Below are 15,507 nucleotides of genomic sequence, written 5' to 3'. Positions count from 1 at the left end.
TCACCATGATTGTATTAGCCTCTTCTTCTCCCAGACGGGCTCAGTTATTGCAACAAATTGGCATTGAGTTTGAACGTCAATCGGCTGACATTGATGAAACGCCAATGGCTGGAGAGTCCGCCACGGATTTGGTGGAACGACTGGCCAGACAAAAAGCCGAGTATGTGGCGAGGCAGCGCCAAGGTGATTTGTTAGTACTTGGCTCAGATACCATAGGGGTGTTGGGCCATGATATTTTGCTTAAGCCAAAAAATGTTACAGATTTTCATGCAATGATGCGCAAGATGTCCGGTCAAACTCATCAGGTAATTACCGCAATTGCGGTTGCTAAATGGTGCACTGAGTCTCAGCAGTGTTTGGTAGAAAGTGAGCAGGTTAGCTCCAATGTTAGCTTTACCAAGATAAGCGAGCAGGAGATTTCAGATTATTGGGCCACCGGTGAACCGCAAGATAAAGCGGGTGGTTATGCTATTCAAGGCTATGGCGGACAATATGTCACCCATATTACCGGTAGTTATAGTGCTATTGTTGGCTTGCCTCTATACGAGACTAAGCGATTGCTACAGAAAATGAAGGATGCTTGAATGAGCGGTGAATTATTAATTAATGTAACACCATCAGAGTCCAGAGTGGCTTTGATCGAAAATGGCTTGCTGCAGGAAATTCATGTTGAGCGCCACACCAAAAAAGGGCTGGTGGGTAACATTTATCGCGGTAAAGTCAGTCGTGTTTTACCCGGTATGCAAGCCGCCTTTGTAGACATTGGCCTTGAAAAAGCAGCCTTTTTGCATGCTTCCGATATAGTCGTGCATAACGAAATATTGGAAGAAGTGAACGAATCAGAAATTAAAAAGACCCACAATCAAACTCAGGACATCCGCGAGCTGGTGCGTGATGGCCAGGATATTGTGGTGCAGGTAGTCAAAGATCCCATTGGCACCAAAGGTGCTCGCCTCACAACGGACATCACCATCCCATCCCGCTATCTGGTATTTATGCCAGGTGTAACACATCTGGGCGTATCACAGCGGATCGAAGATGAGCAAGAGCGGGAGCGCCTGAAATCCATGATGGAAACGGTTGGCGGCAAAGGTGGATTTATTCTGCGCACCGCCGCAGAAGGCGTTGGTGAAAAAGAACTTATCGCTGATGCGGAATTTTTACAAAGATTGTGGTCTAAAATACAAACAAGACAAAAAAAGCGAAAGTCTAACGTTTTGTACGAAGATTTGCCGTTGGCGCGTCGTGTTTTGCGAGACTTTGTGGGCACAGAGCTGGATCGCATCAGAATCGACGCCAAACTGGCTTTTAATGAATTACAACATTTTACCAAAGAGTACGCGCCGGAGTTTAACCGCCTGTTGGAATATTACCCGGGTGAACGGCCGATATTTGATTTATACGATGTAGAAAACGAAGCGCAGCGGGCTCTGGAAAGACGTGTTGATTTGAAATCCGGCGGCTATTTGATCATTGATCAAACCGAGGCCATGACTACGATTGATATCAATACTGGCGCATTTGTGGGCCATCGCAATTTGGAAGAGACGATTTTCAATACCAACATCGAGGCCACCCAGGCGATAGCGCGACAGTTACGCTTGCGAAATTTAGGTGGCATTATCATTATCGATTTTATCGACATGACCGATGTTAGCCATCAAAAACGGGTATTACACAGTCTTGAAGTGGCGGTGAGTAAAGACCGGGCAAAGAGTAAAATTCATGGTTTTACTGCTCTTGGCTTGGTGGAAATGACCCGCAAGCGCACGCGTGAGAGTCTGGAGCACATCTTGTGTGGTGAATGCCCGGTGTGCAAAGGGCGGGGTTCTATTAAAACCGTGGAGACTATCTGCTTTGAGATTATGCGGGAGATTGTGCGGGTTAATCGCGCTTATGATGCCGACAAGTTTGTAGTTTATGCATCACCCGCTGTCGCTGAAGCGTTGATGGACCAAGAGTCGCACGTTTTGGCGGAATTGGAAGTTTTCATCAGTAAACAAATTAAAGTACAAACGGAGATGTTGTATAACCAGGATAAATATGACGTGGTTATGATGTGACCGAACAACGACAACTAAACAAGTCTGCTCCATTGTGTAACAAAGAGCAGCAGACAATTAGAGATTGGCGTTTCTATGCCGCCTGGATCACCAGAAAAATCTGGATGTCGGCGGCCATTCTGTTGGTAACACTGGCGGTTCTGCTATCGCTGGTACGTTACTCCTTACCCTACATGGACTCGCAAAAACATCATCTGGAGCAATTGCTCAAGGAGCAATATAACGTTGATGTTAGCATCGGCTATATCAGTGCCATATGGAAGGGTAAAGGTCCGGCAATTGTGCTTAAAGACGTCAGTATGGGACGAGAAGCCGACTCACCCTTATCTTTTGTGATTGATGAAACTCAGGTGGAACTGGATTTTTGGGCTTCTGTGCAACAAGGGCAAATCCAGTCGCAACGCTTTAATCTTATTGGAATGCAGTTGCAGGTAGATTTACCGCGTATTGAACGAGGCGAAGAACAATTTCCATTGTTAGATGCACTGCAGACTTTATTCCTTGAGCAGCTGGAACGCTTTTCTGTCAGTAACAGCGAAGTACTGCTGCGCACCCGTCTGGATGAACAAAAAATTCAGATCCAACAGCTCAGTTGGCTTAACAAAGAGCAGCGTCACCAGGGGGTTGGTCAACTTCGGGTGGCGGAGTTGGCGCGCAATTCAGCGCGTTTTGTGTTGGACTTGAATGGTTCGCGGGATAGTTTTACCGGCACCTTTTATGCCGAAGCGGAAGATCTCGATCTTACTCCCTGGGTCAAAGCATTATTACCCACTGAATACGAAATAAAACGCAGTCGCGGTAATTTTAAGCTGTGGGCAGGATTGGAAAACACACGTGTTTCCTTCGTACAAGCCAATCTGCAGGAGAGCCAGTTCCTCTGGCAAGGTAAAGACTCAGACGAACAAGTGTCAGCGGAGTTAGTTAAAGGCCGTTTTTATGCGACCCCCACTAACAATGGTTGGGATTTTAATCTGGATGACTTATCCCTTATCGTCAATGACAGAGTGTTTACCAGTAATTGGCAAGGTGCGGCGTTTACCAACGGTGTAATGACACTGAGCAGTCAGGATAAGCTCAACCTCACTCCGCTATTACCGTTGACAGGTGTGTTGCTGGGAGAGTCTCTGCAACAACAAATGCGGGCTTTCGACCCGCAAATAGCTGTCGACAAGGCTTACTTTTACGCCTCAGAGGAACACGTTGCTGCACATTTGGCATTCAGTCAGTTCTCCATAAAAGAGCAACAGTCTGTACCAGGCATCAATGCCCTTGATGGCGAAATATACTGGTTGGATAATATCGGCCGCATTAACATACGTTCGAGCCATAACTACCTGGCCAGTAATAATTTGCTGGGTTTTGTTGTGCCTTATGACGAATTGCATCTGCAAGCCTGGTTAGATCTAGATCAGCAAAAATTGCTGATCCCCAAGTTACGCCTTAAGAATCAGGATCTCGAATTGCAAAAGTCGCTGCAATTTGATTTGCAAACCGAAGAACTAACCGCGCTTGCGACACTGAGTGACTTGGAAACAGGAACATTAAAACCTTACTTTCCGGAACTGATGGGCAACGATACCCGCAATTGGTTAAACCGGGCATTAGCAGCAGGCTTGGTATCTGATGGCGCCGTGTTGTGGCGGGGGCGAATGCAGGACTTTCCATTTGCCGAGCAGCAAGGGGTATTTCAGGCGACCGTTGATATTGACCAACTTGAGCTGAAATTCGAACCAGACTGGCCAGCATTGGACAATGCCAATGTCAGCCTGTTGTTCGAGAATGAAAGCCTGACCATTAAAGGTGAATCTGCTCAGATTTCTGGAGTTGAGGTGCACAACGCCATTGCTGTTATTCCGCAACTTGATGAGCATTCATATATTGAGATCAATGCCAATGGTGCGGGCACCGGAATGCAGCTAACCGAGCTATTCCAGAACAGCAGTTTGCAGAGTTCGGTAGGTAACGCTTTGGACTTCCTGAAAGTGAGAGGCGAGCTGGCTGCTGATTTAAAATTGCATATTCCGCTTACCGGAAATGATATTAAGGCGGATGCCACAGTGCAATTTGCCAATAATCGAATAGATATTCCCGCGCTGGATATGAGCTTGCAAGACGTCGCCGGAACTTTGCTGATTGCTAATGAAAATCTACAAACAGAAAATTTAACCGCAAATCTGTTGGGGCAAGCTCTTTCGCTGCAAGCCACGTCGAGCCAACAAGCCGATGGTTATGCTACGGATGTGGTATTTAATGGTTCTTGGGATTTACCCGAGTTGATCACTCAAGCACATCCTCAGTTAGCTTCTTATGTACAAGGGACTACAGGTTGGCAGGGTAAGTTGAATGTATTGCTCCCTCAGCAGGGCTATCAGTACAACTTGCAAATCCAGTCGGATTTGCGGGGGATTGAATTGTCAGGACCTGAACCTTTAGCCAAAGCGGCGGACTCTAGCTTATTGGTGTATCTGGATAGTGAAGGTGATCAACAGGCCTCCACTGTGCGTATGTTGCTGGGACGAGATGTCAAGTTCAACGGCATATTACCTCACGATACGGTGCAATTTTCTCGCGCCCATTTATCCGCCGGTGGTGATAACTTTGTCGGTATGGGGTTGGGTTTCAGTGTCTCGGCAGATTTACCCTTTTTGGACTACAGTCGGTGGCATACCTTTATCGGCGATCTGGTGGAAGGTTTACCCTCGGGGGGGCACGCTTTCATTGCTGCACCGCAGCGAGTATTTGTGGAAGCACAGCAGTTGCAACTGGCTGGTCAACTGTTTAGTAATGCCGAAATCCTGGCGAAGAACCGCGATACTTTTTGGGAACTGGAAATGGCTTCAGAGCAAGCCAGAGCTGACGTTATACTGCACAAAGATTGGTTGCAAGACGGAGTAGAGGTCAAAGCCGATTACATCAATCTGGCCAAATGGCAAGAAAGCACTTCAGAGCAAAAGCGCCTTGATCACAACTACATTCCACCCGTAACGCTTTCATGTCGTCAGTGCAGTTTCAATGGTTACGAACTGGGGCAAATCGATGCCGCGATGAGTCGCTCCGCGAATGGCATGAAAATCGACAAATTGGATGTCACCAGTCGAGACGGTAAATTTCAGGCCACTGGTGACTGGTTCTTTGGAGAGCAGAGCGATAGCACGCGTTTAACCGGCAATTTTAGTAGTGATGACTTCGGTAGTTTCCTGAAAAACCTGGACTTTGACTCTGGTATTCGCGACTCAGACGCGCTTATTAATTATGACTTCAGTTGGCAGAGCAGTCCCTATGCCTTTTCTATGGGGGAGTTGAACGGAAAAATGGATTTCCGCCTCGGTGATGGTTATGTCACGGAAATTTCTGATAAAGGCGCGCGTTTGTTGAGTATATTCAGCCTGGAGTCATTAATGCGTAAGCTCACGCTGGACTTCAGAGATGTGTTTGCCAAAGGCTTTTTCTACGACAAAATGCTAGGCACCTTTTCGGTGGAAAACGGCATAGTTAAAACTGACGACACCCATATTGATGGGGCAGCCGCAGGCGTGGATATTAAAGGCTATGCTAACTTGGAAGATAATCAAATTAATTACCTTGTGGATGTAAAACCCAATATTACCTCTAGTTTACCAGTTCTGGTGGCATGGATGGTGAACCCCGCAACAGCGGTAGCGGCATTGGCCTTTGATGAGGTGTTCACACAAGCGAACGTCGTATCAGGTATCCAGTATTCCCTAACAGGTTCCATCAAAGAACCACAAATCACGCTACTGGAACAAACCAGCAAAGTTGTGGAACTGCCAGCTAAAAACAATACAACACCTACTCAACCGGATATTGATGTCCCCGGTACTCAAGATAACTCTGAGAAGCTGGAGCAACCGGGGGCGCAGGACTTAATTGACTCACGTCCGGTAGGCGAAAGCGATAGTAATAGCGAAACCGAAAGTAGCTAACCTGATTTAGCGTTAATAGAGCAAAACAATATGGCAATGATTGCAGCAATCCAAATGACATCTGAACCGGATGTGGACGCCAATTTCCGGCAAATTCGCAAAGCTTTGCAGGGCATGGAGTTCGAACAACCTTGCCTTGTAGTTCTGCCGGAGTGTTTTGCTTGGTTTGGTGCATCGGATAAATCTACCCTCGAGCAGGCCGAACCCTTTGGCGAAGGGGTAATTCAGCAGCGTTTGATCGAGTTGGCTCGTGAATTTAACATCTGGTTAGTTAGCGGCACTATTCCATTGCGAGGTGAAGAACCTGAGAAGTTTACCGCCTCCAGTCTGGTGATTGATAACCATGGCCAGGTCATTGCTCACTATCAAAAAATCCACATGTTTGATGTGGAAGTGGCGGACAACACTCGAAGCTATAAAGAATCCAGGTATACTCAGGCGGGCAATGAAGTTTGTGTCGTTCCAGGAACGCCCTTCGGCACACTGGGTGTGGCGGTTTGTTATGATCTGCGCTTTCCTGGCTTATTCGATGCGATGGGCGAAGTTGACGTCTTAGCGCTACCGGCTGCCTTTACTCAAAAAACCGGGAAAGCCCATTGGCAACCTTTACTACAGGCCAGAAGTATTGAGAACCAGTGTTATCTGGTGGCGGCTAATCAGTCGGGTGTGCATGCTAATGGCCGAGAAACCTGGGGACATAGTTGCATTTATTCACCTTGGGGCGAGCTACTCATGGAGACCCTGGAATCACCGGGATTTATCTATTCTGACGTTAATTTTTCGTACCTTGAGCAGATCCGCGCTACAATGCCGGTAAAGCAGCAAAACAGATTCAGGAGCAAGCTTGTCTAATTCAGTTGAACAGCACCTTATTGACGGGTCAGGATTGACCCGTGCTGATGTTGAAGAATCCATTAATCTGATATTACAGCACCAAAACAATTTTTCTGATGTGTATTTCCAGGCCAGCCAACACGAAAGCTGGGTATTGGAAGACGGGATTATTAAAGACGGCAGCTACAATATCGAACGTGGCGTAGGTGTCAGGGCTGTATCCGGTGAAAAAACCGGATTCGCCTATTCAGATGAAATAACCCGTGAAGCATTGTTAAACGCTGCTGGTGCGGCGCGCAGTATTTCCATCCATGGTGGCACCCAAAGCCTCAATAAGTTCGTCGCGGTGGAACAAGGGGCGTTGTATACCTCCAGTAATCCATTAGCGCAAATGACTGAATCTGAAAAAATCGATTTGCTGCGCATCACCGACAATTATATCCGTCAGCAAGCGCCGGACGTGTCGCAAGTGGTGGTGAGTTTGTCTGGAGTGTATGAAGAAATACTGGTAGCGGCATCGGATGGTACATGGGCAACAGATTTACGTCCGCTGATCCGCTTGAATTGTTCAGTTATATTGGAAAAAGACGGTCGCAGAGAGCGAGGTAGTTCTGGTGCTGGTGGTCGCATGGGCTACCTGTATTTCAGAGAAGAATACAATGGCGCCCCCCGCTATCAATCTATCGCTGATGAAGCCCTGCACATGGCCAGAATTAACCTTGAGGCGGTGGCAGCACCCGCTGGCGTGATGCCAGTAGTATTGGGTGCTGGTTGGCCTGGAGTATTGTTGCACGAAGCAGTAGGACACGGCCTGGAAGGCGACTTCAATCGCAAGGGCGCATCTACTTTTTCTGGTCGTATCGGGGAGCAGGTAGCTGCCAGTGGCGTTACTGTGGTGGATGATGGCACCATGCCAGACAGACGCGGCTCTTTAAGCTACGACGATGAGGGAACGCCGGGGCAATACAATGTACTTATCGAAGATGGGATTCTAAAAAAATACATGCAGGATAAGGTCAATGCTGAACTGATGGGCGTTGCACCCACCGGCAATGGTCGCCGTGAATCTTACGCCCATCTGCCTATGCCTCGAATGACCAATACCTACATGTTGGCGGGTAATAGCACGCCGGAAGAAATTATCTCAACGGTAGACAGAGGTATCTGGGCGCCTAATTTTGGTGGTGGCCAGGTGGATATCACCTCCGGTAAGTTTGTATTTTCTACCTCCGAAGCCTACCTGATTGAAAAGGGTAAAGTGACCTCACCGGTAAAAGGTGTCACCTTGATTGGCAATGGTCCGGAAGTCATGCAAAAAATCTCCATGATAGGCAATGATCTGGAACTGGATCGCGGTGTTGGTGTTTGCGGCAAAGACGGTCAAAGCGTGCCTGTTGGCGTGGGCCAGCCCACCTTAAAAGTGGATGCGCTTACCGTGGGTGGTACGGCTTAAGAAAACTTTATCCGCCTGTCTCGTCCTAAAATACGTTGACGTTTTATGCAGGCCGGTAGATTTTATCTATCGGCCTTTTTCGTAATGCACCTGGTTAGGTGTTTTCATTCCCAAACTCAAGTGCGGCCTCATCTCATTGTAGATGTATATCGATTCATCCACGAGTTGCTTTAATTCCCGCCTATTCTTGCACTGATGCAACAAGAACTCCTGCTTTAGTATGCCATTGATTCTTTCCGCTAAGGCATTCTGATAGCAATCATAACCATCGGTCATAGATGGAGTAATGTTGTGATTTCTCAGGACAGCCTGATATTCCTCAGAGCAATATTGCACTCCTCGGTCTGAGTGATGAATCATTGGATGGTTATAGTACTTATGCTTGATACTCATATTGAGTGCCTTAACCACATCTGTTGCTTTCATTTCATCGCTGAGTTCATACCCCATTATCTTTCGGGAATATGCATCCGTTGTTAATGATAAATAGTGCGTACCCGCATCTGACTTCACGTAGGTAATATCACTCACAAGCACATCCTCAGCCTGTTGAGGTTGATAGTCCTTCAGTAGATTCGGGTGCTTTTTCATCCAGTGACGGCTGTCGGTTGTTTTTGTGTAACTACGTTTGGGTTTAACCAACATGCCTTCTGCGCGTAAATAATCAAACAGTCCATCACGCCCCAACTTAATGCCAAGTTTATCAAGCTCTGGTTTCATCAGTTGGTAGAGCTTTCGAGTCCCAATCCGCGGCATGTACTGGCGCCAATACAGCACCATGTCCTTAACCGGCATTAGCACCTGCTGCTTATCGTTAAACCGCTTAATCCACTGATAAAGCCCTTGAGGTGTAAATCCGAACAGGCGGCAACAACGAGCTAGCTTTCTTCGTTTTTCAACTTTTCCCGCCCAGAGAGCTTGTCGTAGTACTTTTTTCTGTAGTTACTCCCACACTCGTTATCAACACGGGTTACTACCTCTTCCAGAACATCAATTTTGAGTTCAGCATCAGCTAATGCGCGTTCTAAACGCTTAATCTTTTGGGCGGGTGTTTCGTTGGATTGAGACATAAGTGAATGCATCAAAGGCTCAGACCAATCCAGCTTACCATGCTTTCGTAGCCAGACGAGAACTGTACTTCGGCCTTGAATGCCAAAGTGCTTTTGAGCTTGTTTGTAGGTGAAGTCGCCTTTTTCGACTTGCGCTACAACGGCCAATTTAAAGCCTAAGGTGTAATCACGTTGAGTTCGTTTAACGCGTTGTTTATCTGGGTTTCTCATAATAAGTCCTAAATGTGTAAACACATTTCAGGACGGGACAGCCATTAGAATATAAAAAGCCCCGTTATCGGGGCTTTTTTGTAGGGGCAATAGCTTCTTAAGGGGCTGCTCTGGCTATCGAAAAGTTAACATTGGTTCGGGTATTCGAAGGACTTTCAATAATTCGAGAAAAGGTTTCTCCAGTGGAAGTGTCAGAGCTACCCGCCTCGTTTGTATAACCCTGTATCAGCAAGAAGACACTACCCGGGACGCCAGCCACCTCTGCTCTAGTGGTGTTGCCCACTTCGTCAATCACCGTAGATAAGTCACCATCTGAGTTTATAGTACCCAGTTGTGTTCCACGCGCCAGAACTTGTTCGTCAGTGTCGTAATAGGCAATGTAATAATCTACAGAGGTATCGTCAGGTTGCTGGTAGATACCATCCACCACATCGGTATTGCTGATGGTAACACCCGGATCGTTTGTTGCGATGATATTATCGTCAACAAAATTTGCAGAAGCGTAAATACGGTAATAAGCATCAGAAGAAGACAAGACTAGCGTTAAGGCTCTACGAATATGGATGGAGCGGGCAGCATCACTGCAGCCGGTGTCAGAGTTGCACTGTGGACCGTTGAAAAATCCGTCTGGCCCGTTAAAGGTTTCATCGCCGTTAAAATCAACAAAGGGCTCTGCGTTATCTCTGTTGCCATCTTCATTGTAGTCTACCCAGGCTTCGGAGTAATCTACAAAGCCAGTCTGTCCATATGGGCTAACGCCAAAACCGGAATCAGTGCCATCGGTTATGGCGCTGCCGTCAGTGTCGTCGTAAGCATTGTTACCATTGGCATCAAACAGTGTTTCATGGCCAATTGCCGTAGCGAGAATAGTACTTCTGTGATCGTCATCATCGCGTGGATTTTGGCTGGTCCAGGTAACGGAGCAGGTACCTGTAGCCGCCAGTGTCGGGTCAATAACACCATCGGCATCTTCACCTGTTTCACAACTGCCTTCGATACTGCCGTATTCCGTAGTGAAGTTCACGGTAGTACCGTTGGGCACCGGGTTATTGTAGATATCAGCCAGACGAGCTGTAATGGTCACCGTTTGCCCACTGATGTCGAAGGCTTCCGGGTTGAGCGTGTCTGCACTTAAGGTAAAACTGTTCTGATCAGGCAGGCCAGTATTTACCGTTAACAAATCTGATTGAGTACGGATTACATTATTATCTGATGTGGTTACCGCTGCCGTTACCCGTACTGGCGTTGGTACCGTACCCGCGGTCACTCGTGTACTCACCTGTCCGGCACTATTGGTAAGTCCGGACTCCGGGTCCAGTGTCAGCCCGCCAGCTTGCGTATTCAATGAAAATGACACTTCTTGCTGTGCCAGTGGGTTACCTAAATCACCATTGACCTGAAACACCAAGGTTGATACCGAGCTGGAGTTTTGCCCCCCTGTACCAGAGAGTACAATGGCATCAGGTGTAGCTGATACAAATGAAATTGAACCAATCCCTTCTGCTTCTATGGTCAGGTCTCGTGTAATAGTAAGGGTTTCGTTGTTTATCACTACGGAGGCAACAATTTGATCCGAGTTGCCAGTGGCACCGGCACAGCTTAAATCTTCAAAGGTAGCAGAAGCCACACCGTTGATGGTGGTAACGGTTTCATCAATAGTGGCCTGACCATTAGCCACACAGGTGGAAGTAAAGGTAATCGGAGTCGGCGTAGTAATGCGGGCATCATTTTCGTCCACCAAAGCAACGTCAAAACCGGTAGTAGCACCCGCACTGATCGTCACATCGCCATTCTCATCAGCGATGGATGAGCCGATGATACCTTCAACAAAATTACCATCTCCATCAATATGACCAAAGCGAATTTCGCCCTCTACCGTTGCACCGGCAGAACGAACAGCGAAATTGCTCGCTGCACTGATTTGTATATCGTTAACCGTGGTTTCTACTTGCAAAGAATAAGCGCCCAAATCGTTTTCGGTGGCGCTAATGTCCACCTCGGCGACGCCGCCCATGCCAGTGAGTTCTGAAGTGGGGGTGAGTATCGGGCCTGTGCCCTGGATTGAGAAGGTGACAATGCCGCCAACCACGGCGTTACCGTCGGAATCTTGCACCGTCGCCTGGACTTTAATTGAATCGCCAGCTTGAAACGCACTGACCGGTGCGCCATCACGCAACAGAGCCACTGTTACGGTAGGAGATGCCGTAACAGTGGTATTCACGGTAACGTATTCGTAGTTTTGCGAGCTGCTAAGTGAATCGTAGCTAGCAGTGACTGCAGCGGCACCAATGGTGGCATCGCTGTTAGTGATAAAAACCTCGGCGTTACCTTGGGCATCGGTAAGGGCAGTGATTCTGTCTAAAGTCCCCAGGTCTGATGACAGTGAAAAGTTCACAATTTCATTGCTGACACCCTCTTCTCCACGGGTTAGAGACGCGCGCACACATATCTCTTCATTGGTGCCAAAGCTTTGAGATTCAGTTATACAATCTTGTTCTAGTACAGTAATCGAAATCTGAATTGAACTTTGAGCGTCCGCCACATATTCATAGTTTGCTGAGCTACTGATGGTATCGAATGTCGCAACAACGGTTGTTGCACCTGTGGCCAGGGTTGAATTACTAATTGTGGTTTCAGCAATTCCGTTAGCATTTGTCAGGGCTGTTGTACTGTTTAATGTGCCAATCGCGGCGCCTTGCGAGAAGCGGATGATTTCCCCGGATACCGGGTTGTCATCGCTGGTTAAAAGTGCTCTAACACAGATATTCTCTGAGGTGCTAAACGTGGGAATGTCTACAGCAGCGCAGCTGCCATCCAATACCGAAACCTCAAGTGCTATGACCGCGCCAGAGGATCCTGCAACAAACTCAAAACTCTCTGAGGCGGTATTACTTTCGTAGGTAGCTGTTACCGTGGCAGCTCCAGTGTCCACTCCGTTGCTGGAAATAATAATCTGCGCAATACCATCAGCACCGGTTAAGGTACTGGTGGTACTCAAATTGGCAATGGTAGAGTCTAGCGAAAAACCTACAGCCTGGCCTGAGTAGGCACTTCCGTCACTGGTGAGCGTTGCTTGCACACAAATGTCTTCATCTGTGGTGAAGGTATTGTCGCTGACTGCTTCACAGTTGCTGTCTAAGATAGCAATGGACAAATCGATGACGGGATCGGGTGTGGGGTTAAATGGATCGGGTCCATTGGCACCCGATGAACCCCCACCACAACCACTGATAAGGAAAATCAGGAAGACAGCAAAAATGTTAGCGCGCATTTTATTACTCTTGTATTTCTTGTTTTAAGTATTGGAATATTTCTCTGTAGGCTTTAGGGGGCTTGTTTTGTTCCCGCTCTTTTTTAGCCTGTCGGATCCACTGCCTTAAACGTTGTCGGTCTAATTGTGGATAATCCTGCAACAAACTTTGCAGTGCATCGTCGCCTTGGTCAACAAGTTTATCGCGCAATGTTTCAAGTTTGTGGAAATGAGCTTTCAATTGATATTGTTGCCCTTGTAAATTTTCCAATGCCTGGGTAATCGCAGCGACGTCTTCCTCGTCCCGATTGCGTAGCAATTTGCCAATAAATTGCAATTGTCGTCGGTAAGAGGGCTTTTTACGATTCATGTTGCGAGCAATATCTATTGCCTCAGCGACTTCCGTATCCAGGGGGATTTTCTTCAGCGCAGCAACGCCCAGTTCCACTACCTGTTCACCCAATTTAACCAGCGCCAACATCTCTTTTTTGAGCTGGGTTTTACTTTTATAATCGTCAAATTCCGAGTCAGAATCTGAAAACAGATCTTCGCCCATAACCTTCACTTTGGTGTTACACTTGGCATGATTGTAACCATTGCCCGTGCTAATACCAATGAATACTTGTGGATTAGCACAATTGAAAGGATCGAAACAGTAATGCACGCTGAGCAACAACTCGCCGAAATACAAGAAGTCGTGGCGGATGTTTTAAAAATGGCCAAAGCTGGGGGCGCAGATAACGCCGAAGCCAGTATCAGTAAAGTACAAGGTATTGCCGTTGCTACCCGCTTAAAAGAGGTGGAAACCGTCGAATTTACCAACGACGGTGGTTTGGGAATATCCGTCTATGTCGACGGCTGTAAGGGCAGTGCATCAACTGCAGACTTAAGTAAAAAAGCACTGGCACTCACCGTTGAAAAAGCCATCTCTATAGCGCGTTACACTGGTGAAGATCCTTGTTCTGGTCTGGCTGAAAAAGAGCTAATGGTGGAAAAAAACATCGACCTTGAGCTGTATCACCCGATAGATCTCGATACTGACGCCGGATTACAACTGGCGCTTGAAGCTGAATCAGCGGGTCTGGACAGTGATGATAAAATCAGCAACTCAGACGGTGCCAGCTACAACGCCAATATTGGCCTGAAGGTTTATGGCAATACTCATGGGGTGAATGTTGGTTATCCAAGTTCTCGTTACAGTCTGAGCTGTGTATTGATTGCTGGGGAAGGGGATGACATGCAACGGGACTATGCTTATACCGTCTCCCGTGAAGCCGATAAATTGCAAGCCGCGCAAGATGTGGGACGCGAAGCGGCGAAAAATACCGTCAGCCGCTTAGGTGCAAATAAAGTCAATACCTGTAATGTGCCTGTGATCATCGACAAAGAACTGGCGCCGGGCTTCATCGGGCACTTTGTCAGTGCTATCAGTGGTGGCAGTTTGTATCGCAAATCCAGCTTTTTGTTGGACAGCAAAGGTGAGCAGGTGTTTCCTGAGTGGTTTGATATCCAGGAGAGACCACACATTAAACGGGCACTGGCCAGCAGCGTATTTGATAATGAAGGGGTCGCCACATACGACATGGACATTGTCACTAATGGCGTCCTCAATCATTACCTGTTAACCAGCTATTCGGCTCGTAAACTGGGTACCAAAACCAACGGTCACGCCGGTGGAATTCACAACTGGTTAGTGAAAGATACTGGTCACAGCCAGGCAGACCTGCTGAAAGAAATGGGCACAGGTTTATTCATAACTGAGCTAATGGGTCAAGGCGTTAATATTGTGACGGGTGATTATTCCCGTGGAGCTGCAGGCTATTGGGTGGAAAATGGCGTTATTCAATATCCAGTGCACGAACTAACCATCGCCGGTAACCTGAAAGACATCTATCAGAATATTGTCGCTGTAGGTAATGACGTAGAAAAACGCGGCAGTATCTTTACTGGTAGTTTATTGTTGGAATCTATGTCCGTTGCCGGAGAGTAGGTTTTATAAATTTAGCATTTAAGTTTATTAATTCATTAGCGTTACTAAGTCTTAACTAATTTTTCGCTTTTTGTAAATTTATGCCGGGGCGCCGGCAGCGCCTTAAGGGGAGCGGCTGAGCCCCCTTAAGAAACCCCCGCAGCCCTTGGCGCGCAAAAGCATTCCCTTGTCTTTCAGAACAACGTAGACCATTAATGACAGCACGTCCATGTGCTGGCATTGATGATACCAATAAATAACTCTCAGTATGCGCTCAGCGACATCCCAGCGAGCTTAGTTCGAGGCGCGTGATTGAAATAATACTGGTGCTCTTGTGAATATCGCGCAAAGCTCAACGCATCCTGCTCTCGCTCCTCACCAACATCCATGTTGGCGACAAAGAAATAAGCCTCTGGGGTGTCGCCTGCGATGGATTTGAAATGCTTTTATACCGCGTTAGATGTTCTTGATTTGGGGCCACCAGACCTTTAAACATCTGCCTTGTCTAAAAGCATTTCAATTTCCACTGAGTTGCATGCTGAGGGCTACTTATTGGTATGGGTATCATCCCTGATTTCACTCAACGTTGTTTTTTCTGAAAGCCAATGTAATTGCGCACAAAGGGAGCTGGGTGGCAACTTCGCCTCACTGCTAAAACCTTAGCGTCACTGCTTGTCTCAGAAAGCAAAAAGCCACCTCAGCGGTGGCTTTTTT

General features: G+C 47.3%; 9 protein-coding genes. 6 read left to right on the top strand and 3 right to left on the bottom strand.

Annotation, left to right across the window (positions count from 1 at the left end; genetic code table 11):
• Window positions 1–5: 5 nt before the first annotated feature.
• The 5 genes from AABA75_RS18425 to tldD are packed head-to-tail and all read left to right on the top strand — an operon-like array spanning window position 6 to window position 8,294.
• Window positions 6–584, top strand: a complete 579-nt coding sequence (locus tag AABA75_RS18425; RefSeq protein WP_338294198.1) for a Maf family protein — start codon at window positions 6–8, stop codon at window positions 582–584.
• On the top strand, window positions 585–2,063 hold the full coding sequence (gene rng, locus AABA75_RS18420) for a ribonuclease G (protein ID WP_338294197.1): 1,479 nt from the start codon (window positions 585–587) through the stop codon (window positions 2,061–2,063).
• On the top strand, window positions 2,060–6,007 hold the full coding sequence (locus AABA75_RS18415) for a YhdP family protein (RefSeq protein WP_338294196.1): 3,948 nt from the start codon (window positions 2,060–2,062) through the stop codon (window positions 6,005–6,007). The genes rng and AABA75_RS18415 overlap by 4 nt, the downstream gene beginning before the upstream one ends.
• 30 nt (window positions 6,008–6,037) lie before the next feature.
• The gene (locus tag AABA75_RS18410; protein ID WP_338294195.1) at window positions 6,038–6,859 is read left to right on the top strand and encodes a carbon-nitrogen hydrolase family protein; all 822 of its coding nucleotides are present in this window, start codon (window positions 6,038–6,040) and stop codon (window positions 6,857–6,859) included.
• On the top strand, window positions 6,852–8,294 hold the full coding sequence (tldD, locus tag AABA75_RS18405) for a metalloprotease TldD (RefSeq protein ID WP_338294194.1): 1,443 nt from the start codon (window positions 6,852–6,854) through the stop codon (window positions 8,292–8,294). The genes AABA75_RS18410 and tldD overlap by 8 nt, the downstream gene beginning before the upstream one ends.
• A gap of 66 nt (window positions 8,295–8,360) precedes the next feature.
• On the opposite strand, the gene AABA75_RS18400 is transcribed toward tldD, so the two are convergent.
• From AABA75_RS18400 to yjgA, 3 genes are all read right to left on the bottom strand, one after another.
• Window positions 8,361–9,574 (bottom strand): IS3 family transposase gene (locus tag AABA75_RS18400; protein WP_338294193.1). Its coding sequence is split into 2 segments (ribosomal slippage): window positions 8,361–9,238 and window positions 9,238–9,574, totalling 1,215 coding nucleotides; the frame shifts between segments, so codons are not numbered across the junction.
• Between the two features lie 97 nt (window positions 9,575–9,671).
• The gene (locus AABA75_RS18395) at window positions 9,672–12,845 is read right to left on the bottom strand and encodes a beta strand repeat-containing protein (protein WP_338294192.1); all 3,174 of its coding nucleotides are present in this window, start codon (window positions 12,843–12,845) and stop codon (window positions 9,672–9,674) included.
• Window positions 12,846–12,849: 4 nt separating this feature from the next.
• The gene (gene yjgA, locus AABA75_RS18390) at window positions 12,850–13,380 is read right to left on the bottom strand and encodes a ribosome biogenesis factor YjgA (protein ID WP_338294191.1); all 531 of its coding nucleotides are present in this window, start codon (window positions 13,378–13,380) and stop codon (window positions 12,850–12,852) included.
• Between the two features lie 102 nt (window positions 13,381–13,482).
• On the opposite strand from yjgA, the gene pmbA reads away from it, so the two are divergent.
• Window positions 13,483–14,814 (top strand): metalloprotease PmbA, encoded by a 1,332-nt coding sequence (gene pmbA, locus AABA75_RS18385; protein ID WP_338294886.1) that lies wholly within the window; start codon window positions 13,483–13,485, stop codon window positions 14,812–14,814.
• The last annotated feature ends 693 nt before the right edge of the window (window positions 14,815–15,507 follow it).

Source organism: Planctobacterium marinum (genome assembly GCF_036322805.1).
In the GTDB taxonomy this organism is placed as follows: domain Bacteria; phylum Pseudomonadota; class Gammaproteobacteria; order Enterobacterales; family Alteromonadaceae; genus Planctobacterium; species Planctobacterium marinum_A.
This window is presented reverse-complemented; position numbering and strand designations above follow the sequence as displayed.

What these genes read in the sequence shown, in the direction of transcription:
- AABA75_RS18425 (WP_338294198.1), top strand. Translation starts at nt 6, where the DNA reads ATGATTGTATTAGCCTCTTCTTCTCCCAGACGGGCTCAGTTATTGCAA.
- rng (WP_338294197.1), top strand. Translation starts at nt 585, where the DNA reads ATGAGCGGTGAATTATTAATTAATGTAACACCATCAGAGTCCAGAGTG.
- AABA75_RS18410 (WP_338294195.1), top strand. Translation starts at nt 6,038, where the DNA reads ATGGCAATGATTGCAGCAATCCAAATGACATCTGAACCGGATGTGGAC.
- AABA75_RS18395 (WP_338294192.1), bottom strand. Translation starts at nt 12,845, where the DNA reads ATGCGCGCTAACATTTTTGCTGTCTTCCTGATTTTCCTTATCAGTGGT.
- yjgA (WP_338294191.1), bottom strand. Translation starts at nt 13,380, where the DNA reads ATGGGCGAAGATCTGTTTTCAGATTCTGACTCGGAATTTGACGATTAT.
- pmbA (WP_338294886.1), top strand. Translation starts at nt 13,483, where the DNA reads ATGCACGCTGAGCAACAACTCGCCGAAATACAAGAAGTCGTGGCGGAT.